This is a genomic window from Silvimonas sp. JCM 19000, from assembly GCF_054652575.1.
Genome location: NZ_BAAIHC010000021.1, coordinates 49,433 through 75,622, shown reverse-complemented (window position 1 = coordinate 75,622; position 26,190 = coordinate 49,433). Strand labels below are relative to the sequence as shown.

Below are 26,190 nucleotides of genomic sequence, written 5' to 3'. Positions count from 1 at the left end.
TTTCGCTGGCTCTGGTTGGTGGGTCTAGACCCACCCTATGCGGGGTGGATCACCTTGTGGATGAGCTGGCAGCTGGCGCTCTCATAGGGTGGGTCATGACCCACCATGCAAAGCCGCTGATAAGACCCGCGCTGTTTGCGTTCTTTTCGCTGGCTTTGGTTGGTGGGTCTCGACCCACCCTATGCGGGGTGGATCGCCGAAAGGCAATCCGGCGACTCGACGGCCGCGTGGCCTTGCTCAGTCGATGGTCCTCACCGCGGGCAGTTTCCACACCAGCACCAGCATCAGCGCGCTCATGGTCAGGCCGAACACCGGCATGATCCAGCCGATGCCGATATGCAGTGACAGCAGCCCGGTCACCATTGCATAGCTCAGCGGCGACAGCCCCATCGACGCCATCGTGTTCAAGCTCATCACGCGGCCGATCTTGCTGCGGTCGGTGTATTGCTGGATTAGCGACATCATGGGCACGTTGTTGCTGACCACGCCCAGGCCTGTCAAAAACTGGATGCTCATCGCCAGCGGCAGCCAGGTCACGTGCGACAACGAGCCAATCAGCACGCCTTCCACCACAATCACCAGCGCAATCATCAGCAGCCGCTTTTTGCGCGGCGGCAGCGCCGTCAGCAGCAAGCCGCCGCCGACCATGCCGGCAGCAAACGAGCTTTGCAGATACGACAACACGCTGGCGTCGCCATGCAGATTGTCGGACGCCACAATCGGCACGCCCAAGGCCAGCGGCCCCATAAACAGCAGATTGGCGATGGCGTAAATGATCATCAGCGCGCTCAGCACCGGTGACGACAGCGCGTAGCGCACGCCTTCTTGCAGTTCGTGCAGCACGTGGCGCGCTTCGCCGTGGCGGACCAGCTTGGGTTCGCGTACCGCCATCACGCAGGCCGTGCCTGCAGCCAGGATGACCGCAGTGCAGATAAACACGCCCCGGTAATCCAGCAATGCCAACAGCGCGCCGCCCAACACCGGCCCGAATACCAGGCCGATCTGGTTGGTGGTCAGCATGATGGAATTGGCGCGTGGCAGATCGGCTTCGCTGACCACGCTGGGCAGCAATGCATCGCGCGCGGGCCAGAAAAATGCGTCGAGCGCGCCGTATAAAAACGCGAACGCCGTCATGGTCCAGATATTGAGATGCCCGCCCCACAGCAGCGCCACCAGCGCCAACATCAGCAGCACGCGCAGGCTGAGCGAGCTTTTGATAATGCGCGTGCGCTGCATGCGATCGGCCAGCACGCCGCCAAATGCCATCAAGGCAATGCGCGGCACCGAGCCCGCAATCATCACGTAGCCCAGCTGGGTTTTGGCGTCGAGGGTTTTAACCACAAACCAGGTTTCCGACAGCGTGGCCACCGCCAGCGCCAGGTTGCCCAGAATGCTGGAACACCAGATCAACAAGAAATTGCGATTGCGCAAGAGCGGCAGGGCTTGGGTCATGAGAGGGGAAACTGCGTGTGTTAAACTGCGCGCTTACTGATTTGCAAGCTCGTCGGCCTCGCCTTGCAAGCGGGATAACCGCAGCGTGCCAGCGCGGATTCTACGCCAGCGTGCCCATGCCTTTGGTGGCTTCGGCAAGCTGGGCAAAACCTGATTTTTTAACCAGATCATGACCAAGGAAATCGCATCATGGCGTACCGAAAAATGACCGAGCTGGATCTGTCCGGCAAAAAAGTGTTGATCCGGGCTGATTTGAACGTGCCGGTCAAAGATGGCGTGCTGGGCGACGATACCCGCATCCGCGCCTCGCTGACCTCGATTGAAGCGGCGTTGAAGGCTGGCGCTGGCGTGATCGTAATGAGCCACCTCGGCCGTCCTTCCGAAGGCGAAATCAAAGCCGAAGACCGGCTGGAGCCGGTCGCCAAACGTATGGGCGAATTGCTGGGCCGCGACATCCAGGTGCTGGATAGCTGGGAAGGCTACCAAGTCAAACCGGGCGAGCTGGTGATGCTGCAAAACGTGCGTTGCAATGTGGGCGAAAAGAAAAACAGCGAAGAACTGGGCAAGAAATACGCCGCGCTGTGCGATGTGTTTGTGCACGATGCGTTTGGTACTTCGCATCGCGCCGAGGCCTCAACCTACGCCGTGGCCAAATTTGCGCCGGTGGCGTGCGCCGGCATTCTGATGGCGGGCGAGCTGGATGCGCTGGGCAAAGCGCTGGCTAACCCCAAGCGTCCGCTGGTGGCGATTGTGGCGGGCTCCAAAGTTTCGACCAAACTGACCATCCTCGAAGCGCTGGCCGACAAGGTCGACCAACTGGTGGTGGGCGGTGGCATCGCCAATACCTTCCTGTTGGCCGAAGGCAAAGAAGTGGGCAAATCGCTGGCCGAAGCCGATCTGATCGACAACGCCAAAGCCGTCATCAGCAAGTTGCGCGCGCGCGGTGGCGATGTGCCGCTGCCGACCGATGTGGTCACCGGCAAGAAGTTTGACGCCAATGAACCGGCCGTCACCAAGGCGCTGGATCAGGTGCAGCCGGATGACATGATTTTTGATATCGGCCCGGATTCGGCCAGGGCGCTGGCGGACATCCTCAAGAACGCCGGCACCATCGTCTGGAACGGCCCGGTGGGCGTGTTCGAATTTGACCAGTTTGGCGAAGGCACCAAGACCGTGGCTAACGCGATTGCTGAATCAAGCGCGTTCTCGATTGCGGGCGGTGGCGACACCGTGGCAGCTGCGGCCAAGTACGGCATTACCGAGAAGGTGAGCTACATTTCGACGGGCGGCGGCGCGTTCCTTGAGTTCCTGGAAGGCAAAACCCTGCCGGCCGTTGAGATTCTGGAAACGCGTTACAACGGTTAATCAATCCGCTACCGGCCTCATGACTTGCGTTGTGAGGCTGGACAAGTGGGAAAGTCGCTATTACAATCGCGCCTCTCTCACCGGACCCCTTGGGGTACGGACTTGGTATGCCGACATGGTGGAATTGGTAGACACGCTATCTTGAGGGGGTAGTGACTTAGGTCGTGAGAGTTCGAGTCTCTCTGCCGGCACCAACACTGGATCAAAACAAAAGCCCGAATGTTTGCACATTCGGGCTTTTGTTTTAATCTTCGGCTACTGCGCGGGCGCATCTTGAAGCCCGGCGGTACTCGGCCTCCTCATGGGCATTGAGCCCACTCCGGGTCCTGCGTTCCGGCGGTCTTCAACCAGCATCCGCGGCTACGACTGAAAGGAGTCCCTGTGGGACGCCCGACGCATTGCAAGCACACCCACTGTTTGCTCGGGGCACCATTCTTATAGGGTGGGTCTAGACCCACCACCCAAAGCCGCCTCGCCGAAATGCTGTCCCCCGCACACCGTCGCGCTTACCCCGCATAAATCACAAACACCGTCGGACGCTTATGCAAATCCGGTGGGCTTTGGTGCTTCCACTGGCTAACCGGGTAACTGGCGGTCAATTCCTCGGCCGTCGTTAAATCGCGCGCCACGGTGAGCAGTGTTTGCGCTTTGAGCGTGTTGGTCAGGCTCTCAAACAACGCGCCGTTGCGGTAGGGCGTCTCAATAAAGATTTCCGCCTGGTGGTTCTGGCGGCTGTCGTTTTCCAGTTTGCGGATGGCGTCGATGCGGGCGGCGGGTTCGCTGGGCAGGTAGCCGTTAAAGCGAAACTTTTGCCCATTGGCGCCGCTGGCCATCAGCGCCAGCAAAATCGACGACGGGCCCACCAGCGGGGCGACGCGGATCTGGCGGCTGTGCGCCAGGCGGACCAGATTGGCGCCGGGGTCGGCCACGCCGGGGCAGCCCGCTTCGGACATCAGGCCGACGTCGTGGCCCGCCAGCAGCGGCGCCAGCAGCGTGGCCAGATCATCGTCCTTGGTGTGTTCGTTGAGCTCATGCATCGACAGGCTGCGCAATTCGTGCGGCGTCTCAAACAATTTGAGCATGGCGCGCGCGGTCTTGGGCGCTTCCACAATAAAGTGCGTCAGCGTCTGCGCTTTGGCGCGCACATCGGCCGGGATAACAGCGTTAAAGCTGTCGTCACCCAGCGGCACTGGTAATAGATAAAGCGTGCCGAACTGGCTCATACAATCTCCACGCCCGCATCACTCAGCAGGCTACATAAAGCAATCAAAGGCAGGCCGATCAGCGCGGTGGGGTCGGTGCTGGCCACTTGCGCGATCATGGCAATGCCCAGCGCTTCCACCTTGGCACTACCGGCGCAATCGTAGGGTTGTTCGCGCTGCAGATAATGTTCGATTTGCGCATCGGTGTAATTGCGCATGGTGACGCGGGTAATGTCGCAGGCGTGGTGCGTGCGGCCGCTGTGGCTGTCGTGCAATGCCAGTGCGGTATGAAATTCGAGCGTCTTGCCACGCATGCTGCGTAATTGCGCCACGGCGCGTTCATGCGTGCCTGGCTTGCCCAATTGCTGGCCATCCAGCAAAGCGACCTGGTCGGAGCCTATCAACAGGGCGTCGGCAAACTGCTCGCTTAATGCTTCGGCTTTGGCGATCGCCAGGCGCAGGCTGGTGCCCGCGGCGGTTTCATGCGGCAATGCGGTTTCGTCGACGTGTGGGGCGGCGGTTTCAAACGCCAGGCCCAGCCGGCCCAGCAATTCGCGCCGATACGGCGATGTAGACGCCAATACCAGTCTGCGCGCGGCCTGGCTGGCCGTCTGATCGAGGGGAAGGGCTTGTTTTTGCAAAAGAAATCTCCATGGCGCAAAGCTAAAAAGGCTTTGACAGGAACAGGCGGCGGATTATATCATGCGCGGTTTCTGGTCCGACGGCCCTTGCCATGACAGTCATCGACAGCGCGCAATTTGCACGCGAAAACAGCGAGCTCTCTGGCGAAATTGCAGTCGCACAGCTGCCACGTTTACATGATCAGCTGGCCAATACGGCGGGCACCATTACGTGGCGCATGCACGGCGGGGTCGACAAGCTTCAGCGTCCGTGGCTAAGCCTGCGGGTAGAAGGTGAGTTGCAACTGGTTTGTCAACGCTGCCTTAAACCGCTGGACTGGCCCTTCGCCTCTGAGGCGCATCTGACGCAATTTGCCGACGAAGCGCATATGGATGATGCCGAAGTGCAGGACGAAGAGCTCGAAGGCATTCTGATTGATCCGGCGCTGGATATTGAAGCGCTGGTTGAAGAAGAAGTCCTGCTCGCGGTACCCTTCGCGCCCACGCATGAAGCATGCGGTGGTGTAGAAGACGCACCCGAAGCAGGCAAGAAAGTAAATCCGTTTGCGGTCCTGGCAGGTATGAAAACCAGGAAAGCCGAATAAAAACGGACGTAGCTGCAGGCGGCTCGCGTAATGCTCGTCCGTTGCATATTGATTAAATAACTGGTTTTCAAGGAGTTCCAAATGGCAGTTCAACAGAACAAAAAGTCCCCGTCCAAGCGTGGCATGCATCGCGCACATGACTTCCTGACCGGCCCGGCGCTGGCAGTTGAAGCCACCACTGGTGAAGTGCATCTGCGTCACCACATCAGCCCGAACGGTTACTACCGTGGCCGTCGTGTGATCAAGGCCAAGGGCGAATAAGTCCTGGCTCAGGGTGAAAACCCTTTATAACCAAGTGGTTATAGTAGCGGCGCAAGCGGTTAACCCGTTTGCGCCGTTCGCCATTCTGGACTAGCGATAAGCAAGGCTTATGGATATTACTGTTGCTGTCGACGCCATGGGCGGTGACCATGGCACGCACGTTACCGTGCCCGCCGCACTGCGGTTTCTGGATGACCATCCCGATGTAAACATCGTGCTGGTGGGGATGCCGGATGCCATCGAGGCGGAGCTAAAAGCCAGCCGCCGTACCGTCGGCCCGCGTTTGCGCATCCAGGCGGCCACTGAAGTGGTCACCATGGACGAGTCGCCGCAGTCGGCGCTCAAAAACAAGAAAGATTCCTCCATGCGCGTCGCCATCAATATGGTGAAAGCGGGCAGTGCCCACGCGTGTGTCTCGGCCGGCAATACCGGCGCCCTGATGGCCACCGCGCGTTTTGTGCTCAAAACCATCAAAGGCATCGATCGCCCGGCTATCGCCAAAATGCTGCCTACGCGCAAGAACACATGGACTTGTGTGCTGGACCTCGGCGCCAATGTGGATTGCACCCCGCAGCACCTGGTGCAGTTCGCCATCATGGGCGCCATGCTGGTTTCCGCCACGCAGCAAAAAGGCCGGCCGCAAGTGGGCTTGCTGAATATTGGCGAAGAAGAAATGAAAGGCAACGAGGTGGTCAAAGAGGCGGGCGAACTGCTGCGCCAGTCCAACCTCAACTTCTATGGCAACGTGGAAGGCAACGATATTTACAGTGGCGTGGTCGATGTGATCGCCTGTGACGGCTTTACCGGCAACGTGGCGCTCAAGACATCGGAAGGCCTGGCCAAAATGATCGCCGAACAATTGCGCGAAGAATTCCAGCGCAACTGGTGGAGCATGACACTGGCTGGCCTGGCGTGGCCGGTGCTGTCGCGCTTTAAAAAGCGGGTTGATCCGCGACGCTACAACGGCGCTTCGCTGTTGGGTTTGAACGGCATTGTGGTAAAAAGCCACGGCGGCGCAGACCGCATGGGCTTCTACTGGGCATTAAAACAGGCCGTAAACGAAGCGAGTGCGGGTGTAACCCAACGGATTGCAGAACAAGTACAACAAGAGCTGGCGCTGCTGGGCGCTGTGCCGGTGGCTGCCGCGGCGGCCTCTGATTCCCAGATATCCTGATCCATGCGGCCGCTTTGCGGCTGGCAGGAGGACTCCTATGTATTCGCGCATTGCTGGCACGGGCTCATACCTGCCAGAACGTATTCTAAGCAACGCAGAGCTGGCCACCCGCGTGGATACCAGCGACGAGTGGATTGCCTCGCGTACCGGTATTCGCCAGCGGCATATTGCCGCCGACGGCCAGACCACGTCGGATATGGCGCTGATTGCCGCAAACCGCGCCATCGAAGCGGCCGGTATCGACAAATCCGCGATCGACCTGATCATCGTGGCCACCACCACGCCCGACAATGTGTTTCCGTCGACGGCGTGCATACTGCAAGACAAGCTTGAACTGCATGGCTTTCCCGCATTTGATGTGCAAGCCGTGTGTGCCGGTTTTATCTACGCTCTGGCCACTGCCGACAATTTTGTTAAAGGCGGCAGCGCAAAGTGTGCGCTGGTCATCGGTGCGGAAACGCTATCCAACATCACCGATTGGGATGACCGCGGTACCTGCATACTGTTTGGTGACGGCGCGGGCGCAGTGGTGCTGCAGGCCAGCGAAGAGCCCGGCGTTCTGCAGACCAGACTGCATGCCGATGGCCGCTATCGCCATATCCTCAAAACCGAAGGACGCCTGAAAGCCGGCGGTCTGGATGGCAGCCCGTATATCTATATGGAAGGCAACGCTGTGTTCAAGTTTGCCGTGCGTGCTCTGGCCGATGTGGCCGAAGAGACGCTGGCGGCGGCGGGCATGCAACAATCACAAGTGGATTGGCTGGTACCGCACCAGGCCAACCTGCGCATTATTGAATCGACCGCGAAACACCTGGGCCTGCCCATGGACCAGGTGATAGTGACGGTCGACAAGCATGGCAATACCTCGGCGGCGTCGATTCCGTTGGCGCTGGACGAAGGCGTGCGGTCCGGGCGCATACAGCGCGGCCAGACGCTGCTGCTGGAAGGCATCGGCGGTGGGTTTGCGTGGGGCTCGGCACTGCTCAAGTACTGATCAAAACGGCGCGCTACGCGCCGTTTTTTTTCAAACAGTCATTTGAAAAACGACGATGCGGCCTGACCGCATCGGACAGGAGAAGACCATGAAACTGGCATTTGTTTTCCCCGGCCAAGGCTCACAATCTGTCGGCATGATGAACGCCTGGGCCGATGTCCCGGTAGTGAAAGCCACTTTTGATGAAGCCTCGGCAGTACTCAATCTTGATCTGTGGCAGATGGTCGCCGCAGGCCCGGCCGAAGATCTGGCCGCCACTATCAATACCCAACCCATCATGCTGACTGCCGGTGTCGCCGTATGGCGTGCCTGGTTGGCCAGCGGCGGTGCTACGCCGGACGTACTGGCGGGCCACAGCCTGGGTGAATATGCCGCGCTGGTTGCTGCCGAAGCGCTGTCATTTGGTGATGCGCTGCAACTGGTACGCACGCGCGCCGAAGCCATGCAGAATGCCGTCCCCGCTGGCGAAGGCGCCATGGCTGCAGTGCTGGGGCTGGACGATGCTGCCGTGGTGGCGGCATGTGCCAGCGCCGCGCAAGGCGAAGTGGTGCAGGCGGTTAATTTCAACTCACCGGGCCAGGTGGTCATTGCAGGCGCCAAAGCCGCGGTCGAACGCGCTTGCGAAGCGGCCAAAGCCGCCGGTGCCAAGCGTGCGATGTTGCTGCCGGTGTCGGTGCCGTCGCATTGCGATCTGATGCAACCGGCGGCCGAAGTGCTGCGGGCGCGTCTGGCAGCCGTCAATCTGAGCGCGCCACGGATTCCGGTACTGCACAACGCCGACGTCGCTGCTTACAGCGAACCGGAACGCATCCAGGATGCGCTGGTGCGCCAGCTGTATATGCCGGTGCGTTGGGTCGAGACCGTGCAACACATGGCCAACGATGGCGTGACCGTGATCGCCGAATGCGGCCCCGGCAAGGTGCTGGCGGGCCTCAACAAGCGCATCGCCACCGAAGCACAACAATTTGCACTGACTGACCCGGCCGCGTTCGACGCACTGCGCGCCGCGCTGTAACCGGGTTGGATGAATACAGGTAACACGGAGAAGCAAAAATGAGTCTCGAAGGAAAAGTCGCGCTGGTGACGGGCGCCTCGCGTGGCATTGGTCAGGCGATTGCGCTGGAACTGGGCCGCCTGGGCGCCACCGTAGTCGGCACGGCCACCTCGCAAGACGGCGCTGACGCCATCACCGCTTATCTGCAAGCGGCGGGTCTGAAGGGCCACGGCCTGCGCCTGCAAGTGACGGAAGAGGGTGCCTGCGAAGCGTTGGTCAGCCAGATCGAAAAAGACAGCGGCGCAATTGCTGTTCTGGTCAACAATGCCGGCATCACCCGCGATAATCTGTTGATGCGCATGAAAGATGACGAATGGGATGCCATCATGGCCACCAACCTCAAGCCGGTGTATCAGCTTTCAAAGGCGGTGATTCGTGGCATGATGAAGGCCCGTTGGGGCCGGATTGTGAATATTGCCTCTGTTGTTGGTGCAACCGGTAATCCGGGGCAGACCAACTACTCGGCAGCCAAGGCGGCGCTGTTTGGTTTTACCAAGTCGCTGGCCCGCGAAATCGGCAGCCGTGGCATTACGGTGAATGCAGTCGCACCCGGCTTTATCGACACCGACATGACTCGCGGCCTGCCGGACGAGCAGAAGGCCAAACTGGTCGAAAGCATTGCGCTGGGCCGTTTGGGTGCCGCTCAGGACATCGCCGATGCCGTGGCGTTCTTGTCCAGCGACAAGGCCGGGTACATCACCGGCAACACGCTGCATGTGAACGGCGGCATGTACATGAATTGATCGACAACGCCACGGGTCAGTCTGCCGTGGCGGTGCTTGCAATACGTAGTAGAAACAAACCACCCTGCAGAAGCACTCTCAATAAAGAAAATGCGGCGCACTTGGCGACCGGCGTTTTTTTGGTAGAATGCGGACGCTTTTTTCCGAATTTTTAAAGGCTTGGCTAAACACCATGGAAAACATCGAACAGCGCGTGAAGAAAATCGTTGCCGAACAACTTGGCGTTCCGGAAACCGACGTCAAGAACGAATCTTCCTTCGTGAATGATCTCGGCGCCGACTCTCTCGACACGGTTGAGCTGGTGATGGCACTCGAAGAAGAATTCGAATGCGAAATCCCGGACGAAGAAGCTGAAAAGATCACCACCGTTCAGCAAGCGATCGACTACGTCAGCGGTCACCTGAGCAAGTAATCGTTCCGATTCGTCACTGCTTTCAGCAATGAAAGTAGTCAGAGCGGTGCGCAAGACCCATCGCCTGCGTCGCCTTCCTGGTACGGAGCTGGCCTGACGGTTCGCCGTCGATCAGCGCCTTTACCTGGAATGCCCGCAGGCAATGCGCCATTGCCACCGCTCTTGTTATATCCGGTTCGTTCTCGGAGAACATCGTGTCTAAACGTAGAGTAGTCGTGACCGGCCTGGGTCATGTATCGCCCGTCGGTAACGACGTGGCCACTGGCTGGGCCAATCTGATTGCAGGCCAATCGGGCATTGCCCGCATCACCCGCTTCGATCCGAGCGATTACGCTTGCCAGATCGCCGGTGAGGTCAAAGGTTTTGATATTGGCCAATATATTTCGGCCAAAGACGCACGCCGCATGGATGTCTTCATCCATTACGGGATTGCTGCTGCCTTCCAGGCGATCGCAGATGCAGGCCTCGAAGATGTGGCTGATCTGGACAAGACGCGCGTCGGCGTCAACATCGGTTCCGGCATCGGCGGCTTGCCGCTGATTGAAGAAACCGGCGCCACCCTGCTGGCTGGCGGCCCGCGCAAGATCGGCCCGTTCTTTATTCCGGGCTCGCTCACCAACCTGATTGCTGGCCATGTGTCGATCTACAAGGGCTATCAGGGTCCGACCTATGGCATCGTTTCGGCGTGCACCACCGGCGCGCATTGCATCGGCGATGCAGCCCGCATGATTCAGTACGGCGATGCCGACGTGATGATCGCAGGCGGTGCGGAAGGCGCGATTACCGGCCTGGGTATCGGCGGCTTTGCCTCGATGAAAGCCATGTCGACGCGCAATGACGATCCGGCTACCTCGTCCCGTCCGTGGGACAAGGGCCGCGATGGCTTTGTGATGGGCGAAGGTGCTGGCGTGCTGGTGCTGGAAGACTATGAGCATGCCGTCAAACGCGGTGCAAAGATCTATGCCGAGCTGGTTGGCTTTGGCATGAGCTCGGACGCACATCACATCACCGCCCCGAGCAGCGAAGGCCCGGCGCGTGGCGTGACCAACGCGCTGCGCGATGCAGGCCTCAACGCCGACCAGGTTGATTATGTAAACGCCCACGGCACCTCGACGCCGCTGGGCGACGCCAACGAAACGCTCGCGCTCAAACTGGCCTTTGGCGATCACGCCAAAAAGCTGGTGGTGAACTCAACCAAGTCCATGACTGGCCACTTGCTGGGCGGCGCGGGCGGGGTAGAGGCGGTGTATTCGGTACTGGCGCTGCATCATCAGGTTTCGCCCCCGACCATCAACATCTTCGAGCAGGATGTGGAAGGCGGTTGCGATCTGGATTACGTGGCCAACACGGCGCGCGAAATGAAGATTGATGTGGCGATCTCCAACTCGTTCGGCTTTGGCGGTACCAACGGTACGCTGGTGTTCAAGCGCCTGGCGTAATCGTCGCTGTATAAAAAAACGCCCCGACGGCTGCTGCCTCGGGGCGTTTTGTTTTGTGATACGGCGCCGTTGTGGCGACGATCAGACCTTGCGGCGCCGGCGGGCGGCAACCAGCCCGGTCAGGCCGATACCCAGCATGGCCCAGGTTTCCGGCTCGGGCACGGCGCGGACCACGCTGACGGAGAGCAGGGGATTGAACGAATCGCCCAATGCCACCACGCCGGCGGCTTCGTTCAATTCCAGATGGCCGCTGAAGTCCACCCCGGTGAGGCCGACCGCACGCAACGGACCGCCAGGCGTCGCCGGGGTATAGACCGTGTTGACGAACGAGTAGTAGTCCCACGCATAGATCCGTGTGTTGCCCGGTTGCTGCGGGTAACCCGAATAGAACGAATCGAAATTGACCAGCGCCGGGTTGTAACTGCCGCTGAAGGTGAAGTCACCCGTGGCCGCAATGCCAGGCGGCACGGCGTTGCCCAGTACCCCACTCGCGCCAGCATCCAGCGACACTTGCGCCAGCGTCCAGCCTGACTTGATCACCAGGTCGAACGAGTAGTCACCCACGTAGTTGGAGCCAGCAGGCAAATCCACGGTCGGCAGCTTGATGGTGCTGCCGTAGCTTTCGGTCGCCACCCCGACGGAGCCGAAAGTATGGCTTTCATCATCCGAATAGACCGACGCGACATCGTTAATCGTCAGCGTGTAGGCGGCATTATCGATTACATAAGTACTGGCCATGGCAAACGGCGAGAGCAGCAGCCCAGCCAGGCAAAGATAAGGCAAACGCATCTAAAGTTCTCCGAACGTGTATTGAGGGAATGGCGGGCATGGCGGGGTGGATCTGGCGGTTGGGTGACTTGCTGTTGGCGCGCTCATGCACGGGCGCGACGGCCGCTCTGAATGTCATGGCCCACCAATAACCTGGATCATGGCTGTCTGGAAAGCAAATGTAGCCTGACAATATAAGTCATTAAATGCCGTTTACGCCGATGGTCGCGTTTGCTCTGGCGCGTGCCAGTCGCTTGGCTAGCCGAACGCTTGAGCTAGAATGCCGCCATGTCGCTCCCTACCTTCCACACGCAGGCGCTTAGCGCGCCGCCCGATCTGCTCGCCATCCACGCCAGCCATCCCGACCGTTTTCCAATGCTGCTGCAATCCAGCGGCGACAGCGGCTGGGATGTGTTGCTGGCTTTGCCGCAGCAGACGCGCTATTACGCGCAGTCCGAAGCTGCGGCGTTTCTGGCCGACCTCGCTCAATTGCCGTGCCACGAAGAATTGTCGGCGCCGCTGCCTTTTATAGGGGGCTGGGGCGTGTATGCGGGGTATGAACTGGCGCATGCTTTTGAACCGACCGTGCCCGCCCGTGCCGTGGACGAGGTGCCGCTGGCCGCCTTATGGCGTTGCCCGGCCGCAATCCTGCATGACCGCACGCACGGTCAGGCCTTGTTGTTGGCCGAGACCGCCGAACAATTGGCAGAACTGGTGCAAGCCGTGGCCGACGTCCCCGGCTTTGTGGCCGCCGATCTGCAGGTGACTGCGGTGCAAGAGGACGCCCCCCAAGCTTTTCTCGATGGTGCCGCGCGCTGCAAGCGCTATATCGAAAACGGCGATGTATTCCAGGTCAATCTGTCACGGGCCTGGGATATCACGCTGCAAGGGGCCCGTCCCAGCGATGTTTATGCGCAACTGCGTCAGGCCAATCCGGCGCCGTTTTCTGCCCTGTGCCGTCTGGGGGATTACGACGTGGTTAGCTCATCGCCCGAACGCCTGGTGCAAGTGCGTGACGGCATTATCCAGACCCGCCCGATTGCCGGTACCCATCCGCGCTCCAGTGATCCCGCCGAAGACGCCGAGCTGAAGGCCATGCTGCTGGCCACGCTCAAAGAGCGCGCCGAGCACATCATGTTGGTCGATCTGGAACGCAATGATCTGGGCCGGGTGGCCGTGCCGGGATCGGTGGAAGTCGATGAATTGATGGCGGTGGCCAGCTATGCCTACGTCCACCATATCGAATCAAATATCCGCGCCCGGCTGCAGGCCCGCACCAATCCGGCCAATGTGCTGCGCGCCTTGTTTCCGGGCGGCACCATCACCGGTTGCCCCAAGGTCCGTTGCATGCAGATTATCCGCGAACTGGAACAACGCCCGCGGCACGCGTATACCGGCAGCCTGGGTTATATCAGCCGCGATGGCAGCATGGATCTGAACATCCTGATCCGTACCTTTTTGCAGCACGACCAGCATTTATATGTACGCGCGGGCGCCGGCATCGTTGCCGATTCCGATCCGGCGCGCGAATTACAAGAAACGCGGCATAAAGCGCGCGGCTTGCTGCGGGCTTTGGGGTTGGCAGGATGAGCATGCTGGCACGGGTGAATGGCGTCGCGAGCGACCAGATCAGCTTGCAGGATCGCGGATTGCAGTTTGGCGATGGGGTGTTCCGGACGCTGCGTATCGATCATGGCGCCATTGCTTTGTGGCAACGGCATGCCGACAAGCTGGCAGGCGATGCGCAGGCTTTGGACATTGCCGCACCGCCCGCGCAGTTCTGGCTGGATGAAATCCGCGCGCTGGCCCTGCGCGATGCCACTCTTAAACTGATCATCACCCGGGGCGCCACGCCGCGCGGCTATGCCTGGCCCGCCGGCCTGGCCGCTAACTGCATCATCCAGGCGCATCCAGGTCCGGCCCATCCGCCGCATCTGGACGGCCTGAAGGTCTGCATCTGTAAAACCCCTGCCAGCTGGCAACCTCGGCTGGCGGGCATCAAACATCTTAATCGGCTCGAGAATGTGCTTGCCCGCGCGGAGGTTGCTGCGGCGGGCTGCGATGAAGGTTTATTGCTGGATCGCGATGGCAACGTGGTTGAAGGCTGTATGAGCAATCTGTTGCTGCTGGAAGGCAAGGCGCTGATCACACCGCCCCTCGCAGCCAGTGGCGTAGCGGGCGTTATGCGTAGCGTTGCGCTGGACGTTGGCGCCCAACTCGGTTGGGACATACGCCTGCAGGAAATCAGCCTGGAACGTGTGCAGGCGGCGGACCAGGTCTGGCTGAGCAACAGTTTGCTGGGTGTCCAGCATGTCAGCGGAGTCGGACGGCAATTATGGACTGCGACGCCGCAAAACGCCGCATTGCAGCACGCGCTGCAGGCCTTGCTACGTAAGGAATCCCTGCAATTATTGAGTTAGGCCGGGCGCAAGCCACATGGATTTTCATGCGGATAAACGGCGCAAAAGAGGGGCTAATCGGCGCTTACGCGACTTAAAGTAAGGGATGAGGCGACGAACGGCGGGAAACCCGGCAACGCTAGCTATAGCTTGAATCGCGGGGTTTCGAGGTTTTTGTAGGCTGTCATTCAACTTGCAGCAAGCTGGAATCCAGTTAAGATCAATAACTGTGATTGCGGGTCACGGGGCATGTAGACGCGATTTTTGTCAGACATATCCTGCAAGCGTGGCGGCAGCATACCGACTTACTTTGAAAGAGTTACGGGGCATGATCGGCACCCGTTCTCTGGCAACACCAAGACGGACAAGCACCGAGATGAGCGCGCAGCAATACCGCGCGCACAAACGAAAAAGGCCGCTTGCGCGGCCTGACTCGTTTGGTTCCTGGCGGAAAGGGAGGGATTCGAACCCTCGATGAAGCGTAGCCCCATACTGGATTTCGAGTCCAGCGCATTCGACCACTCTGCCACCTTTCCGTAAGGAGAGCGGATCATATCGGGTTCACCGGACTTTGCCAAGTACTAACGTTTGTCTCTCGACAACATTGTTGGCAAAATGCCGGTTCCTCATCGATCTGGAGTCGCATGAAACGCTGGTTGATCTCATTGGCCGCAGTGGCGCTAGTCGGGTGTGGGGGCATGAACGAACAACAGCCCACCGTCGCCCCACAGCTTGCGTCATGGAGCGAATCGAAAGAGCTGGTAGTGCTGGTACAAAACGGCCCGACCTCGCTCTATATCGATGCCGAGGGTAACTATGCCGGTTTGGAATACGACCTGGTAACAAGATTTGCCCAATCCAATGGTCTGAAGGTGCGCTTTGTGGTGGAAAGCAGTTATTCCAACCTGATGCGTCGCCTGCAACGTCATGAAGCCCACCTGGCTGTCGGTGTACACGCCGATGAACACGTGGCCGCTGTGTCGTTCGGACCGTCCTATCAATCGGTTTCACCGGTGCTCGTTTATCGATCGAGCCTGACTGAGAGCGCTGCCCTGGCAAAGCTCTACAGTGGTGAAGCCAGTCTGCGTACCCTGCCGCAATATGTGGCGGCTCTGAATCAGCAACAGAAGAGCCATCCCGCACTGAAGTGGCAAGTGGACGAAGACACCGACAGCGAAGGCTTGATGCAAGCCGTAGCCAGCGGTCAACTGGATTACGCACTGGTTGATTCGCATGCGGCCGATGTCGCGCAAAATTATTTTCCGCAGGTAGCGGCCACGGATGGCATCAGCGATCCGCAGGCGCTGGCGTGGGCCATGACCAGTGGCGATACGCAGCTGCAAGGGCTGGTTAAACAGTTCTTTGGCACCATCACGGCGGACGGCACGCTCAACCGGTATATGGACCGTTATTACGGTCACGTAAACCGGCTGGATCAGCTCGACGCGCAAGCGTTTCTGAGCCGGCGTTCCAGTGTGTTGCCTGAGTTCAAGCGCTGGTTTCAGCAGGCGCAAGACAAAACCGGCATCGACTGGCGGCTGGTGGCGGCGCTGGCTTATCAAGAATCGCATTGGGATCCGACCGCGGTGTCGCCGTATGGCGTACGCGGTCTGATGATGCTGACCACGCAAACCGCATTGCGGATGGGCGTGGACCGGCTGGACCCCAAGCAAAGCATCATGGGTGGCGCGCGTTATATCTCCACCATGCGTGACAGCATTGCAGCGACGATTGCCGAGCCGGATCGCACCTGGCTGGCGCTGGCCGCGTACAACGTGGGCCTGGGCCATCTGGAAGACGCGCGTGAACTGGCGCGCAAACTGAAGAAAAACCCGGATAGCTGGGCTGACGTCAAAACCACCTTGCCGTTGCTGCGCAATCCGAAGTACTTCAGCCAGACCCGCTATGGCTATGCGCGTGGCGGTGAGCCGGTGATTTTTGTTGAATCGCTGCGTACGTATTACGACATCCTGGCGCGCTTTGAGCCGTCGACGGCCTTGGCGGCCGACACGAGCCCGGCGTTGTCCAGTGATATCGAAGTGCGCAATCCGAAGAACCTGCGGCTGGGTATCAACAACCAGTTGCAACCCGCCAAGGCGGATAAGGCCGACAAGGCGCCGCTGGCCCGCGTAGCCAGTGCAGGTGCCAGACTGCAACAGGTGGCCATGGCGCATTGAGCGCTGGCCCCTGTGCAGCACCACAAAGCCCGCATTTGCGGGCTTTGTTTTGTCTGCTGCAACCGTCGGCCCGGGGTATTGCCGCGGGCTTTTTTGCGCTGTGCCGCGCAGCCGGTACAATAGCCGGCTTGATGCTTGCAGAGAGTCTTATCGTGACTGTTCGTACCCGTTTTGCCCCCAGCCCCACCGGCCTGCTTCATATCGGTGGCGTGCGCACCGCGCTGTTCTCGTGGGCGCATGCCCGCAAACACGACGGCGTGTTTGTGCTGCGCATCGAAGACACCGATCTGGAGCGTTCCACGCCCGAATCGGTCCAGGCCATTCTGGACGGCATGCACTGGGTTGGTCTCGATTACGACGAAGGCCCGTTCTATCAAATGCAGCGCATGGATCGCTACAAAGCGGTGATCAGCCAGATGCTGCAATCGGGCGCAGCGTATTACTGCTATTGCAGCAAAGAAGAACTCGAAACCATGCGCGCCGAACAGGAAGCGCGTGGCGAAAAACCGCGTTACGACCGCCGCTGGCGTCCCGAAGACGGCAAAGCGCTGCCAACACCGCCTGCGGACATCAAACCGGTGGTGCGTTTCCGTAACCCCGTCGACGGCGTGGTGGCCTGGGACGACCAGGTGAAGGGTCGCATCGAAATCAGCAATACCGAACTCGATGATCTGATCATCGCGCGCCCCGATGGCACGCCCACGTACAACTTCTGCGTGGTGGTGGATGACTGGGATATGCAGATCACCCACGTGATCCGCGGCGATGACCACGTCAATAACACCCCACGTCAGATCAATATCTTCAAGGCGCTGGGCGCCACGTTGCCGTTGTTTGCCCATTTGCCGATGATCCATAACGACCAGGGCCAGAAGCTGTCCAAACGGCGCGATGCCGTCAGCGTGGTGGATTACGACAAGGCCGGCTTTCTGCCCGAAGCGCTGCTCAACTATCTGGCGCGTCTGGGTTGGGGCCACGGCGACGATGAATTCTTTACGCTGGCGCAGTTTGTCGAATGGTTTGACCTGAAAGACGTCAGCCCCAGCCCCAGTCGCTTTGATCGCGAAAAACTGCTGTGGCTGAATGCCCAACATATCAAGGCGGCCGAGCCAGCACGTCTGGCCGAGCGCGTGCAGCAATTCCTGGCCGACAAGGGCGTGGATACCAGCGCCGGCCCCGATCTGGCTGCCGTGTGCACGCTGCTGAAAGACCGCTCGCAAACGCTGGTGGAAATGGCCGACCAGGCGGAATACTTTTACCGCGCCCTGGTGCCAACCACCGAAATCGTCGAAAAGCATCTGGGACCAGAAGACGAAGCACGCCTGGGCCTGTTTGCCGAAGGCGCCGCCACCCTGGCCGTATGGGATCAGCCCACGCTGAGCCAATACATCAAGGACTTCGTCAAAGCCCAGGGCGTGAAGATGCCGCTGGTAGGCATGCCACTGCGCGCCAAGGTACTCGGTACCACCTCGACCCCGTCGGTGGATGCCGTGCTGGCGCTGCTGGGCCGTGATGAAGTCCTGAAACGTCTGGCCGCCTGAGCACATCCATGACCGCCATCGCCCACCTCAGCCTCAAGCAGAAAATCGGCCAGTTGCTGATGGTGGGCTTTGATGGCTTGCGCGCTAATGCGCATATCGAAACGCTGCTGCGTGAACATCACGTCGGCGGCGTCATCCTGTTTCGCCGCAATGTGGATACGCCGGTACAAGTGGCCGCGCTTAACCGCGAGCTTCAGCAGATCAACGCCGAGCACAGCAATATTCCGCTGCTGATTGGCGTCGATCAGGAAGGCGGCATGGTGGCGCGGGTGGAAGAGGGCGTGACGCCGTTGCCTTCCGCGATGGCGTTTCGGGCTGCGGGCTCGGTGGACGCCTGCGAAACGCTGACGCGCTATGCCAATGCCGAACTCCATGCGCTCGGCTTCAATATCAATTTCGCCCCCGACCTCGACGTCAATAACAATCTGCGCAATCCGGTCATTGGCGTGCGCGCGTTTGGCGACAACCCCGGCGATGTCATCGAATACGGCATGGCCGCACTGCGCGGCATACAAGCGGCCGGCATGGCGGCAACAGCCAAGCATTTTCCTGGTCACGGCGATACCGACGTCGATTCGCACCTCGGCTTGCCGCGCGTGCCGCATGACCGCGCCCGGCTGGACGCGATAGAACTGGCGCCGTTCCGCGCGGCGATTGCGGCTGGCGTCGACACATTTATGTCGTCGCATGTGGTGTTCCCGGCGTTCGAAGCCGATGCCGATACGCCTGCCACCATGTCGCACGCGGTCCTGACCGGCTTGCTGCGCCAGCAATTGGGCTTTGACGGCGTGGTGTTTACCGATTGCATGGAAATGGATGCCATCGCCAAAGGCGTCGGCACCGTGGCTGGCGCGGTGGCGGCTTTCAAGGCGGGCGCCGATATCGTGTTGGTGTCGCACACACAGGCTTTGCAGCAAGGGGCGCTGGCCCTGCTCGAACGCGCCGTTCTCTCGGGCGAAATCAGCGAAGCCCGCATCGATCAATCCGTCGCCCGCGTGCTGGCGCTCAAAAGCCGTCGCGCCATGGCGCAGTGGCAGCAACTGAACGGCGAGATGCTACCGTTGCAATTGCGGCAACCGGCCGCGCTTGCCCTGTCCGAACAGGTCCACGCCCAAGCCGTTACGCTGGAAGGGCCATGCGCGCCGCTGCAGCCCGCCTTGTCGGTGTTCCTGATTACGCTGGAAGTCCGCACGCGTTCCGAAATTGATGAAGTAGCGCGTCGCGATGACACGCTGGCGGCGCCCTTGCGCGCGCTGGGCTATACGGTGGAAGAAGTCCGTTTGCCCGCGTCGCCCGAAATTGTTGATCTGGAACGGGTACAACGCCTGGCCGAGACAGCCGCGCAAGTGGTCTGCGTGAGCTACAACGCGGTGCTCAACCCGGCGCAGCAACGGCTGATTGCGTTGCTACCGCGGCAACGGCTGTGGCTGGTGGCGGGGCGTCTGCCCTATGACCTCGATCTGGCGCCGGGCGCAGCGGGCCGCATGACCGCTTACGCCAATCGGCCCGCCGCGCTCAGCGCGATCGCCCAGCGTTTGCAGGCGCCGTAAAGCATGCGGGCTCGGCGGCGCAAACCTGCGCGTATTCTTGACGTCACGCCCAGCAACGAGGCCGTGCCACGCCTGCCCATCATTGATGCGCTACGCGGCTTTGCGGTGTGCATGATGATTGCGTACCACACCTGTTACGACACCACGTTTTTCCGCCTGACCCATTTTCAGTTTCTGACCGACTGGCGCTGGATGGCCTGGCGCGACGGCATAGTCACCAGCTTCTTGTTGCTGGTTGGCTTGAGCCTGGTGCTGGCCGAACGCCAATCCGCGCGGGGCTTTATCAAGCGTTGGTGGCAAATCGTCGGCGGCGCGGCCTGTGTGTCGGTCGCCAGCTATTACCTGTTTCCAGACTCGTTTATTTATTTTGGCATTCTGCATTTCAATGCCATTGCAGCTTTGATCGGCCGTGGACTGCTGACCCTGGGCCTGTGGAATGCAGCGTTTGGTGGGCTGGCGCTGGCGGTAGGGCTGTTGGTGCAAATGCCGCAGATGAATCCCAAATGGCTTAACTGGATCGGCCTGGTCAGCGAAAAACCAGTGACTGAAGATTACGTGCCGCTGCTGCCATGGATGGGCGTGGTGTTTATCGGCATGGCCCTCGGTTTCTGGTGGAAGCGCCACCAGTTTGCCTTGCCAGCCTGGGTCAGCGCGCTGCAACCGTATCTGCCCAAACCCTTGCTTTGGCTAGGTCGGCACAGTCTGCTGGTGTATCTGCTGCATCAGCCAATACTGTTTGCATTGTTTTATGCCGAATACATGCTGACCCGCTGACTTCCCGAATATCGTAAAAAATACCGCGCCCGGAATTACAAGACCGCGCAGGTATACTGCAACCTTTGCGCGCCTTAAGCGTTAAACCGAATCAGGCTTTTCCAGTCTTCGCACTGGGGCTCTCGATAGACCAAGTCCAGGATTACCCGATGCAACGAATTCTCAAACTGGTGGTAGGCGCACTGCTGTTATCCGCCGCCACTGTCTACGCCGATGACGCGCCGCTGCCTTTCGATGATCCCTCGTCCATGCCGCCGCCCGCGCAAGTGCACAAAGTAATGACCCCGGCCCACAACAGCAAAGCCACCGCGGCCCCGGCCCACGCCAGCAAACGCAGCCACGGTAAAACGCACAGCAAAGCGGGCAAGAAAGCGTCGACCAAAGCCGGTAAAGCGCACGTCACCGCGCTGGCCACTACGCCAAAAGCCGCACACCCCAGCACAGGCAAGGCCAGACAACCCGCGCCCAGCCGCAAAGCCGCCAAACCGGCCCACACCAGCAAAGCCAAAAAATCTGCCGTACCGCGGCACAAGAAAAAGGCCTGATTCGGTCAGGCCTGACTAATCAACAAAGCCGGCATTGCCGGCTTTGTTGATCGGGATATATGAACCGCGCTCAGTTTTTGCGCTGTGGTGGCGGAACTGCGGCTAGCTGGGGCCATGCCCCCGGGTTTGCGCTGGCTCAAGGCCAGATACAACAACAGCCACGCGGGGTTACCGGGTGGCCGTGGGCTCTTTACAGCAGGAAGAAGCTGGCGTCAGGCCAGGGCTTCCAGCCCTTTGCGTTCAACCAGGTTGAGCAGCTTCAGTGACGGACCGTTGGGGTGCTTGTCACCCCGTTCCCATTTCTGCACCGTCGAGGGGCTGGTGTTCAGGTAGGCCGCAAACACAGCCTGGCTGGCCCGGCTGCGCAGGCGCAGGCTCCGGATCTCGTCCGCCGTATAGGCTTTCACCGGCGGCAGGCAGGTGACGTCAAATTCACGCAGGGTCTGCTGGTCCATCAAACCGATTTCGGCGAAGTCCAGGGCAGTTTCATGCAGGGTTTTCAGGAGTCGGCTCGTCATCGTTCTTTACCTCAATCAGTTTGCCTTCGGCCAGCGCATGCGCCAGTTGCGCCGGACTGAGCCCCAGCTGGAATGCGGCCAGCTGCTTCAGGGCTTTCAGCTCTTTGTCATCAATGTTGTCGCGCTCGTTCTTGGCAAAGCCGTACAGGAAGAAGGCACGATCACCCAGGGTCCAGGCCAGCAGCGTGCGCGCACCGCCGCTTTTGCCGCGCCCAGGCAGCGCGACCCGCTTTTTCACAACATGCCCGCCCAAGTCGGCATCGACCAGGCCGTGTTCAATTTCGGCGACGGCGGTGATCAGTGCGGCATGGCTCAGGCCTTCTTTTTCGGCCCATTTGTCAAACGCGCGGGTTGTGTAGATGTGCATGGTCAGACCAGATGTATAGCACGAATTATACCACTCAGTGCAATAGATGGAAGACGTACGGCCGAGGGTCCGCTTGCGTCAGGCCTCACCGTCCAGCTCTTCATCCGCCTCGGCGTCCAGCGCCGCCAGCAGGTCGGCCAGTTCGACCGGCGCCGGTGTTGCGGGCGGGGCATCGTATTCCGCCAGCGCTTGGTCCAGCGCATCACCACGCGGCCGGATGATCCGTCCGGGGTGCGTGGCAGTGTGGATGGCCTTGAGGGCGCGGATGCTGACCTGGGTGTAGATCTGTGTGGTTTCCAGTCTTGCATGGCCGAGCATGGCCTGGATGCTGCAGGCGCAGGTCGTCAGACGGACCACGTTCTCACATGCCCGAGGAAGAACGCCAAATCGTCAAGGCGCTGCTGGAAGGCATGATCCTGAAGTACCAGACCAAGCAGATGGTCAAAGGGCTCAGCAGCTAAACCGGAAGCCCACCGTCAACCCCACGCCACAGGCCGGGGTCAGGGGCTTTTTTAGCAGCTATATACAGATCAACCTACAAACACACCGGCAGGACCCATCCATGACCACGTTCACCCCATCCAGCGGCAACGTCTATGCCGACCTGGGCTATGCAGACCCCGAAGGCATGCGTGCCACCTCGGCCCTGGTCATGCAACTGCAGGACCTGATCGGCGACCGCCCGCTGGCCACTATCGCCACCCGGATCGATCTGCCGGAGGCCGAACTGGCCGCCATCCTGCGCGGGCACTTCAGGCCACACCAGCAGCCACAGCTGGCAGACTACATCGCCGTGCTGCAAGCCCAGGGCTGAATCCCGGCCAAAGGTGACAGCACCCGGCAAGCCCCCGCAGTGAGCAAATAGTGAGCATTTAGTGAGCAAAAAGTAAGCAAATTCCCCAGCCAGACCACTTGAAATAAGCAAATAGTGAGCAAGAAGTGAGCAAACCGGTCTGTGCATGACCGGGTTTGCGATCAGGCACCGCCTGATCGTGTGAGGTGGACGCCGCTTGATGGCTGTTTTGCTGGCAGATGGGGGATTTGAGGGTGAGGGAGATCCTTTCCCTTAACGCATAAAACCATCTACACCATACGCAGGGCACCTGCGAGGACAAGCCATTGATTTGCATGTTGAATTGGCAAATCCAGGTGCAAACATTCAGCTACGCTTTATGGCAAGGCCCTGTTTCAGAACGACATAAGTGTAACTTCGGTGTAACTCCGCCACCAGGCCGCAAACCACCCCGTTTTACGCCTGCCGCACCGCCGAGGACGGCTTCCCGGAACACTCGCCAATCACCCACAGCTGCGGTGGCAGCGTGGTGGCGGGGTTTGCGCTTGCAGATCAAGGTGTTGGTGAGGGTTTGCCTAAAGCCCGGTGGCAACGAGCATGCCGGAAGTTGACCGATTAACCAATACGGATCAAACAGTTAGGGGTGCGGGCAGGCCTGCGTATGGTGTATGTGCTGTTATGCATTAAGGGAACGGGCCAGCAAACACCGCAAATGATCCACGGCCGCCCCCGGAATCCGCAATGCAAAGCGTCCTCACCCACCCCGCTGGCGGCAGCCTGCGGCAATGCCGACGAACCAGTCAGGCAGCAATGGGCAAGTTGGTAAAAAGTAGATGATTGGTAGATTAAAAGTAGGCAAAAAGTAGGCGTTTTACGAGCAGGACACCCGCTGGTAGGCACAAAGTAGGCGAATAGTAGATAAAAAGTAGGCGATTCTGGCGCAGCAGGCAGAACGTAAAAACGCCCGCTCAAGGCGGGCGTCAGTCACTTAACTCAAAGAGGCGTTTACGATACCTGTTCCCACAAGCCCGCAAACGGTGGGTCTGGTTCTACCAAACGCCAAATACACTGGCATTTACTGCACTGATACCAACGCTCTAGTAGGCCCACATTAGAATATGGTGCTTTAACCGGTACTTGTACGAGGCTCGTTTCAGCCTTCAATACCGCGTCAAATGCATCAAAGTCGTTCCACCCTGTAAATGGGCCAGCCTCCCGAAGTGTTCCGCAATCACATTCTTCCACTGTCGCATTGCCGCTCATCTTAGTACGCCTCCCCCAATCTTCCATGCGGGCTGTGCCCCACCGTCAATTAACAACTGACTCTTTCCCCCGATCCACGCACTTCCCTGGGACCCTACCTCTCCAATATGGATAGTGGTTCCTGCGGGTAGTTGAACCGTGGTGTATTGAGTGGCTTGTGCGTTAAATGGGGTGCCCCGAACATTCCCCCACTCAGGTAAAAGGGCCGAATCAATACGAGCCTGAAGAGAACCAGTCGGTTCTTCTAACGACCAAAATGCGCCAAATTCTCTGGACTGGCCAGGCGCCCAAGCCCGATAGACTGTCATGGGCTGCTCCAGTTGCATTGTTGCATAACGACCGCCAGAGAAGGTTCCGGGGAGTCCCGCTAGATCGTTGCCCAAAATGCCGGGGGTAAGTGCATCGGCCTGAGAAAGGATTTGCCCTGGAACACGACCAACAATATCTTGGTAGGCCGAGCCGGCTACTGTACTTGTAATAGTCCCAGACCCAAAGCTCGCCTCTCTCACGAACGCCCCAGTCACCCCAGCCGTCGCCCGACCACTGCCCGACATGAGGGTCACCAGCGGGTCAGCAAACGCTTTGGCCGTATAGGCATACGCATAGCCGTAATTGCCGGCGTTGAAGTTGGCCCGAGCCTGATCCATGCTGGCCGCTCCCGACATCTCATAGCCCAGCTGTTTGGTGCCATTCCAGAACTCGCCAACATAAGCCCCGGCTGTGGCCGCTGACGAAGTCTCCATCACCCCCAGATCACCACGACTGAACCCGCGCTGGAACGCCTGCCAGGTGCTTTCCGGTGTAGCGGTACCACCTGTTGCCTGCCAGACCGGAAGCTCATGCCCGGTGATGCCTTCGCTCGGGTCAGGCAGGGCGTAAATTTCTACACCGTTGGCATAACGGAATCCAGGTCGGCCGTCGTCGCTGAAGATGCGCGCCACCGGTTGATCTGATCCGGTACGGATGATCGGGGTATCGTCACCCGAGGCGGCTGCCCCCACATTCCCGGCGAGGTCCGAGCTACTTTGATAACGATTGGCCTGTGCCCGTTGTGGCACATCCTGCATCTCAGTCGTACCGCTCTGGCCGGCCATCGAGTCCGCAATCTGGTTCTGCGCAGCGAAACAAATAGTGCAGAAAGTACTGCAGTCGGGGCTGGTTCTTGACCTCATCGATCAGCGTGGTCCGTTGCGACCAGACAAAATCCCAGGCTTTGACCACGCGTGCAGGTGCCACGTAACCAGCTTGCCAGTCGGACGCCTGTTGGCGCAGACGTTCAGGTTGCAGCGCTGCGGTCTCACTCGCGGTTCGCCCGATGTATTGCAACAGGCCGGTTTTATCCAGCACGCAGGCGGCGAAACCAAAAACATCGACCGGCCAGTTGGGGCAGGTATGCCAGCTGGGCGCCTCCACCGCATCGGGCGGTCTGCTGGCCGGGCAGGTTCCGTCAGGGAACAAAAACCTGATCAATGTTTCCAGATCCATGCATCTATCCCCCGAAAGTCGAAACAAAAACCGGCGTGCAAGATGCGTGCCGGTGCTCTTGTTGATAGGCGACCTGCAGGATAAATCTTAGGGTGGCTTCAAGGATTTAGGAAAAAGCTCAATCCTCCGCCACGCCGCTCATCGCCGCGGGCAAATTCTGCAGCCAGAACGCGCCGGTAATCGTCTTGGCGTCCGTCACCTTGCCTTCCAGAATGCCCGCTACCAATTCAGCCTGGCTAACCGGCAGGCATTCCACAAACTCGCCTTCATCAGGCTGCGCCGCGCCCTCGGTCAGGCCGTGGGCCAGGTACATATGGATCATTTCGGTGGTGTAGCTGATGATCGGGTGCAGCACGCCCAGCTTTTGCCAGTGCTGCGCGGTGTAGCCGGTTTCTTCCAGCAGTTCGCGCTTGCCGCATTCGAGCGGGTCTTCGCCAATTTCCAGCTTGCCGGCCGGAAATTCCAGAAATACCTGTTTTAGCGGATAGCGATACTGCCGTTCCATCAGCAAACGGCCGTCGGGAAGCACCGGCACCACCATCACTGCGCCTGGGTGTTCGATATATTCGCGCGTGGCGCTGCTGCCGTCGGGCAGGCGCACGGTGTCGCGGTTGATGTGCAGCAGCTTGCCGTCGAACACGCGCTCGGTTGCCACAAAATGTTCGATCAGATGATCATCGTTAGCCATT

General features: G+C 59.8%; 27 protein-coding genes and 2 tRNA genes. 18 read left to right on the top strand and 11 right to left on the bottom strand.

The genetic code is table 11. From position 1 onward, the window contains the following. Positions 1–237: 237 nt before the first annotated feature. Positions 238–1,452: an MFS transporter gene (locus ACYQ1A_RS17035; protein ID WP_499363835.1), complete on the bottom strand. Its 1,215-nt coding sequence runs from the start codon at positions 1,450–1,452 to the stop codon at positions 238–240. Between the two features lie 189 nt (positions 1,453–1,641). Here ACYQ1A_RS17035 and ACYQ1A_RS17030 point away from each other — a divergent pair, with 189 nt between their 5' ends. Both ACYQ1A_RS17030 and ACYQ1A_RS17025 read left to right on the top strand, forming a co-directional pair. Further along, complete coding sequence (locus tag ACYQ1A_RS17030; protein ID WP_499363833.1) at positions 1,642–2,817, top strand: phosphoglycerate kinase; 1,176 nt, start codon at positions 1,642–1,644, stop codon at positions 2,815–2,817. A 109-nt stretch (positions 2,818–2,926) separates the two neighbouring features. Further along, positions 2,927–3,011, top strand: a tRNA-Leu gene (locus ACYQ1A_RS17025). A gap of 312 nt (positions 3,012–3,323) precedes the next feature. Here the strand turns inward: ACYQ1A_RS17025 and ACYQ1A_RS17020 are convergent. Beyond that, entirely contained in the window at positions 3,324–4,040 is a 717-nt protein-coding gene (locus tag ACYQ1A_RS17020) for an SAM-dependent methyltransferase (protein WP_499363832.1), read from the bottom strand. Next, positions 4,037–4,660 carry a Maf family protein gene (locus ACYQ1A_RS17015; RefSeq protein ID WP_499363830.1) on the bottom strand — a complete coding sequence of 208 codons (624 nt, stop codon included), beginning with the start codon at positions 4,658–4,660 and terminating at the stop codon, positions 4,037–4,039. The genes ACYQ1A_RS17020 and ACYQ1A_RS17015 overlap by 4 nt, the downstream gene beginning before the upstream one ends. Before the next feature lie 92 nt (positions 4,661–4,752). Between ACYQ1A_RS17015 and ACYQ1A_RS17010 the strand changes: the two genes are divergently transcribed. From ACYQ1A_RS17010 to fabF, 8 genes are all read left to right on the top strand, one after another. After that, entirely contained in the window at positions 4,753–5,244 is a 492-nt protein-coding gene (locus ACYQ1A_RS17010) for a YceD family protein (RefSeq protein ID WP_062222842.1), read from the top strand. Positions 5,245–5,325: 81 nt separating this feature from the next. Beyond that, positions 5,326–5,505 (top strand): 50S ribosomal protein L32, encoded by a 180-nt coding sequence (rpmF, locus tag ACYQ1A_RS17005; RefSeq protein WP_053937512.1) that lies wholly within the window; start codon positions 5,326–5,328, stop codon positions 5,503–5,505. A 109-nt stretch (positions 5,506–5,614) separates the two neighbouring features. Next, positions 5,615–6,679, top strand: coding sequence for a phosphate acyltransferase PlsX (plsX, locus tag ACYQ1A_RS17000; RefSeq protein ID WP_499363828.1), 1,065 nt, complete (start codon positions 5,615–5,617; stop codon positions 6,677–6,679). 37 nt (positions 6,680–6,716) lie between these two features. Beyond that, positions 6,717–7,673: a beta-ketoacyl-ACP synthase III gene (locus tag ACYQ1A_RS16995; protein WP_062222839.1), complete on the top strand. Its 957-nt coding sequence runs from the start codon at positions 6,717–6,719 to the stop codon at positions 7,671–7,673. Between the two features lie 88 nt (positions 7,674–7,761). Next, positions 7,762–8,688 (top strand): ACP S-malonyltransferase, encoded by a 927-nt coding sequence (gene fabD, locus ACYQ1A_RS16990; protein ID WP_499363826.1) that lies wholly within the window; start codon positions 7,762–7,764, stop codon positions 8,686–8,688. Positions 8,689–8,726: 38 nt separating this feature from the next. Beyond that, on the top strand, positions 8,727–9,470 hold the full coding sequence (gene fabG, locus ACYQ1A_RS16985) for a 3-oxoacyl-ACP reductase FabG (RefSeq protein WP_499363824.1): 744 nt from the start codon (positions 8,727–8,729) through the stop codon (positions 9,468–9,470). Between the two features lie 172 nt (positions 9,471–9,642). Then, on the top strand, positions 9,643–9,882 hold the full coding sequence (gene acpP, locus ACYQ1A_RS16980) for an acyl carrier protein (RefSeq protein WP_053937685.1): 240 nt from the start codon (positions 9,643–9,645) through the stop codon (positions 9,880–9,882). A gap of 194 nt (positions 9,883–10,076) precedes the next feature. Next, positions 10,077–11,321: a beta-ketoacyl-ACP synthase II gene (fabF, locus tag ACYQ1A_RS16975; protein WP_499363822.1), complete on the top strand. Its 1,245-nt coding sequence runs from the start codon at positions 10,077–10,079 to the stop codon at positions 11,319–11,321. A gap of 81 nt (positions 11,322–11,402) precedes the next feature. Here the strand turns inward: fabF and ACYQ1A_RS16970 are convergent, their stop codons facing one another. Further along, positions 11,403–12,110 (bottom strand): PEP-CTERM sorting domain-containing protein, encoded by a 708-nt coding sequence (locus ACYQ1A_RS16970; RefSeq protein ID WP_499363820.1) that lies wholly within the window; start codon positions 12,108–12,110, stop codon positions 11,403–11,405. A 267-nt stretch (positions 12,111–12,377) separates the two neighbouring features. Between ACYQ1A_RS16970 and ACYQ1A_RS16965 the strand changes: the two genes are divergently transcribed. Next, entirely contained in the window at positions 12,378–13,679 is a 1,302-nt protein-coding gene (locus ACYQ1A_RS16965) for an aminodeoxychorismate synthase component I (RefSeq protein WP_499363818.1), read from the top strand. Further along, positions 13,676–14,509, top strand: a complete 834-nt coding sequence (pabC, locus tag ACYQ1A_RS16960; protein WP_499363816.1) for an aminodeoxychorismate lyase — start codon at positions 13,676–13,678, stop codon at positions 14,507–14,509. The genes ACYQ1A_RS16965 and pabC overlap by 4 nt, the downstream gene beginning before the upstream one ends. A 424-nt stretch (positions 14,510–14,933) precedes the next feature. Here pabC and ACYQ1A_RS16955 read toward each other — a convergent pair. Beyond that, a tRNA-Ser gene (locus tag ACYQ1A_RS16955) sits at positions 14,934–15,024 on the bottom strand. Positions 15,025–15,132: 108 nt separating this feature from the next. On the opposite strand from ACYQ1A_RS16955, the gene mltF reads away from it, so the two are divergent. From mltF to ACYQ1A_RS16930, 5 genes are all read left to right on the top strand, one after another. Further along, complete coding sequence (gene mltF, locus ACYQ1A_RS16950; RefSeq protein WP_499363814.1) at positions 15,133–16,665, top strand: membrane-bound lytic murein transglycosylase MltF; 1,533 nt, start codon at positions 15,133–15,135, stop codon at positions 16,663–16,665. Between the two features lie 152 nt (positions 16,666–16,817). Then, a complete protein-coding gene (gene gltX, locus ACYQ1A_RS16945; RefSeq protein ID WP_499363812.1) occupies positions 16,818–18,206 on the top strand; it encodes a glutamate--tRNA ligase in 1,389 nt (462 codons plus the stop codon). An 8-nt stretch (positions 18,207–18,214) separates the two neighbouring features. Further along, on the top strand, positions 18,215–19,756 hold the full coding sequence (gene nagZ / locus ACYQ1A_RS16940) for a beta-N-acetylhexosaminidase (RefSeq protein ID WP_499363810.1): 1,542 nt from the start codon (positions 18,215–18,217) through the stop codon (positions 19,754–19,756). A 3-nt stretch (positions 19,757–19,759) separates the two neighbouring features. Then, positions 19,760–20,530 carry a heparan-alpha-glucosaminide N-acetyltransferase gene (locus ACYQ1A_RS16935; RefSeq protein WP_499363808.1) on the top strand — a complete coding sequence of 257 codons (771 nt, stop codon included), beginning with the start codon at positions 19,760–19,762 and terminating at the stop codon, positions 20,528–20,530. Between the two features lie 149 nt (positions 20,531–20,679). Continuing rightward, complete coding sequence (locus ACYQ1A_RS16930) at positions 20,680–21,075, top strand: hypothetical protein (RefSeq protein ID WP_499363807.1); 396 nt, start codon at positions 20,680–20,682, stop codon at positions 21,073–21,075. Positions 21,076–21,287: 212 nt separating this feature from the next. Here the strand turns inward: ACYQ1A_RS16930 and ACYQ1A_RS16925 are convergent, their stop codons facing one another. From ACYQ1A_RS16925 to ACYQ1A_RS16915, 3 genes are all read right to left on the bottom strand, one after another. Further along, positions 21,288–21,593 carry a helix-turn-helix domain-containing protein gene (locus ACYQ1A_RS16925; RefSeq protein ID WP_499363805.1) on the bottom strand — a complete coding sequence of 102 codons (306 nt, stop codon included), beginning with the start codon at positions 21,591–21,593 and terminating at the stop codon, positions 21,288–21,290. Beyond that, positions 21,562–21,960, bottom strand: coding sequence for a type II toxin-antitoxin system RelE/ParE family toxin (locus ACYQ1A_RS16920; protein ID WP_499363803.1), 399 nt, complete (start codon positions 21,958–21,960; stop codon positions 21,562–21,564). The genes ACYQ1A_RS16925 and ACYQ1A_RS16920 overlap by 32 nt, the downstream gene beginning before the upstream one ends. 78 nt (positions 21,961–22,038) lie before the next feature. After that, positions 22,039–22,317 carry a hypothetical protein gene (locus ACYQ1A_RS16915; RefSeq protein ID WP_499363802.1) on the bottom strand — a complete coding sequence of 93 codons (279 nt, stop codon included), beginning with the start codon at positions 22,315–22,317 and terminating at the stop codon, positions 22,039–22,041. Between the two features lie 205 nt (positions 22,318–22,522). Between ACYQ1A_RS16915 and ACYQ1A_RS16910 the strand changes: the two genes are divergently transcribed. Continuing rightward, positions 22,523–22,774, top strand: coding sequence for a hypothetical protein (locus ACYQ1A_RS16910; protein WP_499363800.1), 252 nt, complete (start codon positions 22,523–22,525; stop codon positions 22,772–22,774). Positions 22,775–24,012: 1,238 nt separating this feature from the next. Here the strand turns inward: ACYQ1A_RS16910 and ACYQ1A_RS16905 are convergent. From ACYQ1A_RS16905 to ACYQ1A_RS16895, 3 genes are all read right to left on the bottom strand, one after another. Continuing rightward, a complete protein-coding gene (locus ACYQ1A_RS16905) occupies positions 24,013–25,110 on the bottom strand; it encodes a hypothetical protein (RefSeq protein WP_499363799.1) in 1,098 nt (365 codons plus the stop codon). After that, a complete protein-coding gene (locus tag ACYQ1A_RS16900; protein WP_499363798.1) occupies positions 25,085–25,501 on the bottom strand; it encodes a hypothetical protein in 417 nt (138 codons plus the stop codon). The genes ACYQ1A_RS16905 and ACYQ1A_RS16900 overlap by 26 nt, the downstream gene beginning before the upstream one ends. A 118-nt stretch (positions 25,502–25,619) precedes the next feature. Continuing rightward, positions 25,620–26,189: an NUDIX domain-containing protein gene (locus ACYQ1A_RS16895; RefSeq protein ID WP_499363797.1), complete on the bottom strand. Its 570-nt coding sequence runs from the start codon at positions 26,187–26,189 to the stop codon at positions 25,620–25,622. Position 26,190: the final 1 nt, after the last annotated feature.

Bases quoted from the DNA above. Each gene is read 5' to 3' on its own strand.
- ACYQ1A_RS17035 (WP_499363835.1), bottom strand. From the start codon at position 1,452: ATGACCCAAGCCCTGCCGCTCTTGCGCAATCGCAATTTCTTGTTGATC.
- ACYQ1A_RS17030 (WP_499363833.1), top strand. From the start codon at position 1,642: ATGGCGTACCGAAAAATGACCGAGCTGGATCTGTCCGGCAAAAAAGTG.
- ACYQ1A_RS17020 (WP_499363832.1), bottom strand. From the start codon at position 4,040: ATGAGCCAGTTCGGCACGCTTTATCTATTACCAGTGCCGCTGGGTGAC.
- ACYQ1A_RS17010 (WP_062222842.1), top strand. From the start codon at position 4,753: ATGACAGTCATCGACAGCGCGCAATTTGCACGCGAAAACAGCGAGCTC.
- rpmF (WP_053937512.1), top strand. From the start codon at position 5,326: ATGGCAGTTCAACAGAACAAAAAGTCCCCGTCCAAGCGTGGCATGCAT.
- plsX (WP_499363828.1), top strand. From the start codon at position 5,615: ATGGATATTACTGTTGCTGTCGACGCCATGGGCGGTGACCATGGCACG.
- ACYQ1A_RS16995 (WP_062222839.1), top strand. From the start codon at position 6,717: ATGTATTCGCGCATTGCTGGCACGGGCTCATACCTGCCAGAACGTATT.
- fabD (WP_499363826.1), top strand. From the start codon at position 7,762: ATGAAACTGGCATTTGTTTTCCCCGGCCAAGGCTCACAATCTGTCGGC.
- fabG (WP_499363824.1), top strand. From the start codon at position 8,727: ATGAGTCTCGAAGGAAAAGTCGCGCTGGTGACGGGCGCCTCGCGTGGC.
- acpP (WP_053937685.1), top strand. From the start codon at position 9,643: ATGGAAAACATCGAACAGCGCGTGAAGAAAATCGTTGCCGAACAACTT.
- ACYQ1A_RS16970 (WP_499363820.1), bottom strand. From the start codon at position 12,110: ATGCGTTTGCCTTATCTTTGCCTGGCTGGGCTGCTGCTCTCGCCGTTT.
- ACYQ1A_RS16965 (WP_499363818.1), top strand. From the start codon at position 12,378: ATGTCGCTCCCTACCTTCCACACGCAGGCGCTTAGCGCGCCGCCCGAT.
- pabC (WP_499363816.1), top strand. From the start codon at position 13,676: ATGAGCATGCTGGCACGGGTGAATGGCGTCGCGAGCGACCAGATCAGC.
- mltF (WP_499363814.1), top strand. From the start codon at position 15,133: ATGAAACGCTGGTTGATCTCATTGGCCGCAGTGGCGCTAGTCGGGTGT.
- nagZ (WP_499363810.1), top strand. From the start codon at position 18,215: ATGACCGCCATCGCCCACCTCAGCCTCAAGCAGAAAATCGGCCAGTTG.
- ACYQ1A_RS16935 (WP_499363808.1), top strand. From the start codon at position 19,760: ATGCGGGCTCGGCGGCGCAAACCTGCGCGTATTCTTGACGTCACGCCC.
- ACYQ1A_RS16930 (WP_499363807.1), top strand. From the start codon at position 20,680: ATGCAACGAATTCTCAAACTGGTGGTAGGCGCACTGCTGTTATCCGCC.
- ACYQ1A_RS16925 (WP_499363805.1), bottom strand. From the start codon at position 21,593: ATGACGAGCCGACTCCTGAAAACCCTGCATGAAACTGCCCTGGACTTC.
- ACYQ1A_RS16920 (WP_499363803.1), bottom strand. From the start codon at position 21,960: ATGCACATCTACACAACCCGCGCGTTTGACAAATGGGCCGAAAAAGAA.
- ACYQ1A_RS16910 (WP_499363800.1), top strand. From the start codon at position 22,523: ATGACCACGTTCACCCCATCCAGCGGCAACGTCTATGCCGACCTGGGC.
- ACYQ1A_RS16905 (WP_499363799.1), bottom strand. From the start codon at position 25,110: ATGGCCGGCCAGAGCGGTACGACTGAGATGCAGGATGTGCCACAACGG.
- ACYQ1A_RS16900 (WP_499363798.1), bottom strand. From the start codon at position 25,501: ATGGATCTGGAAACATTGATCAGGTTTTTGTTCCCTGACGGAACCTGC.
- ACYQ1A_RS16895 (WP_499363797.1), bottom strand. From the start codon at position 26,189: ATGGCTAACGATGATCATCTGATCGAACATTTTGTGGCAACCGAGCGC.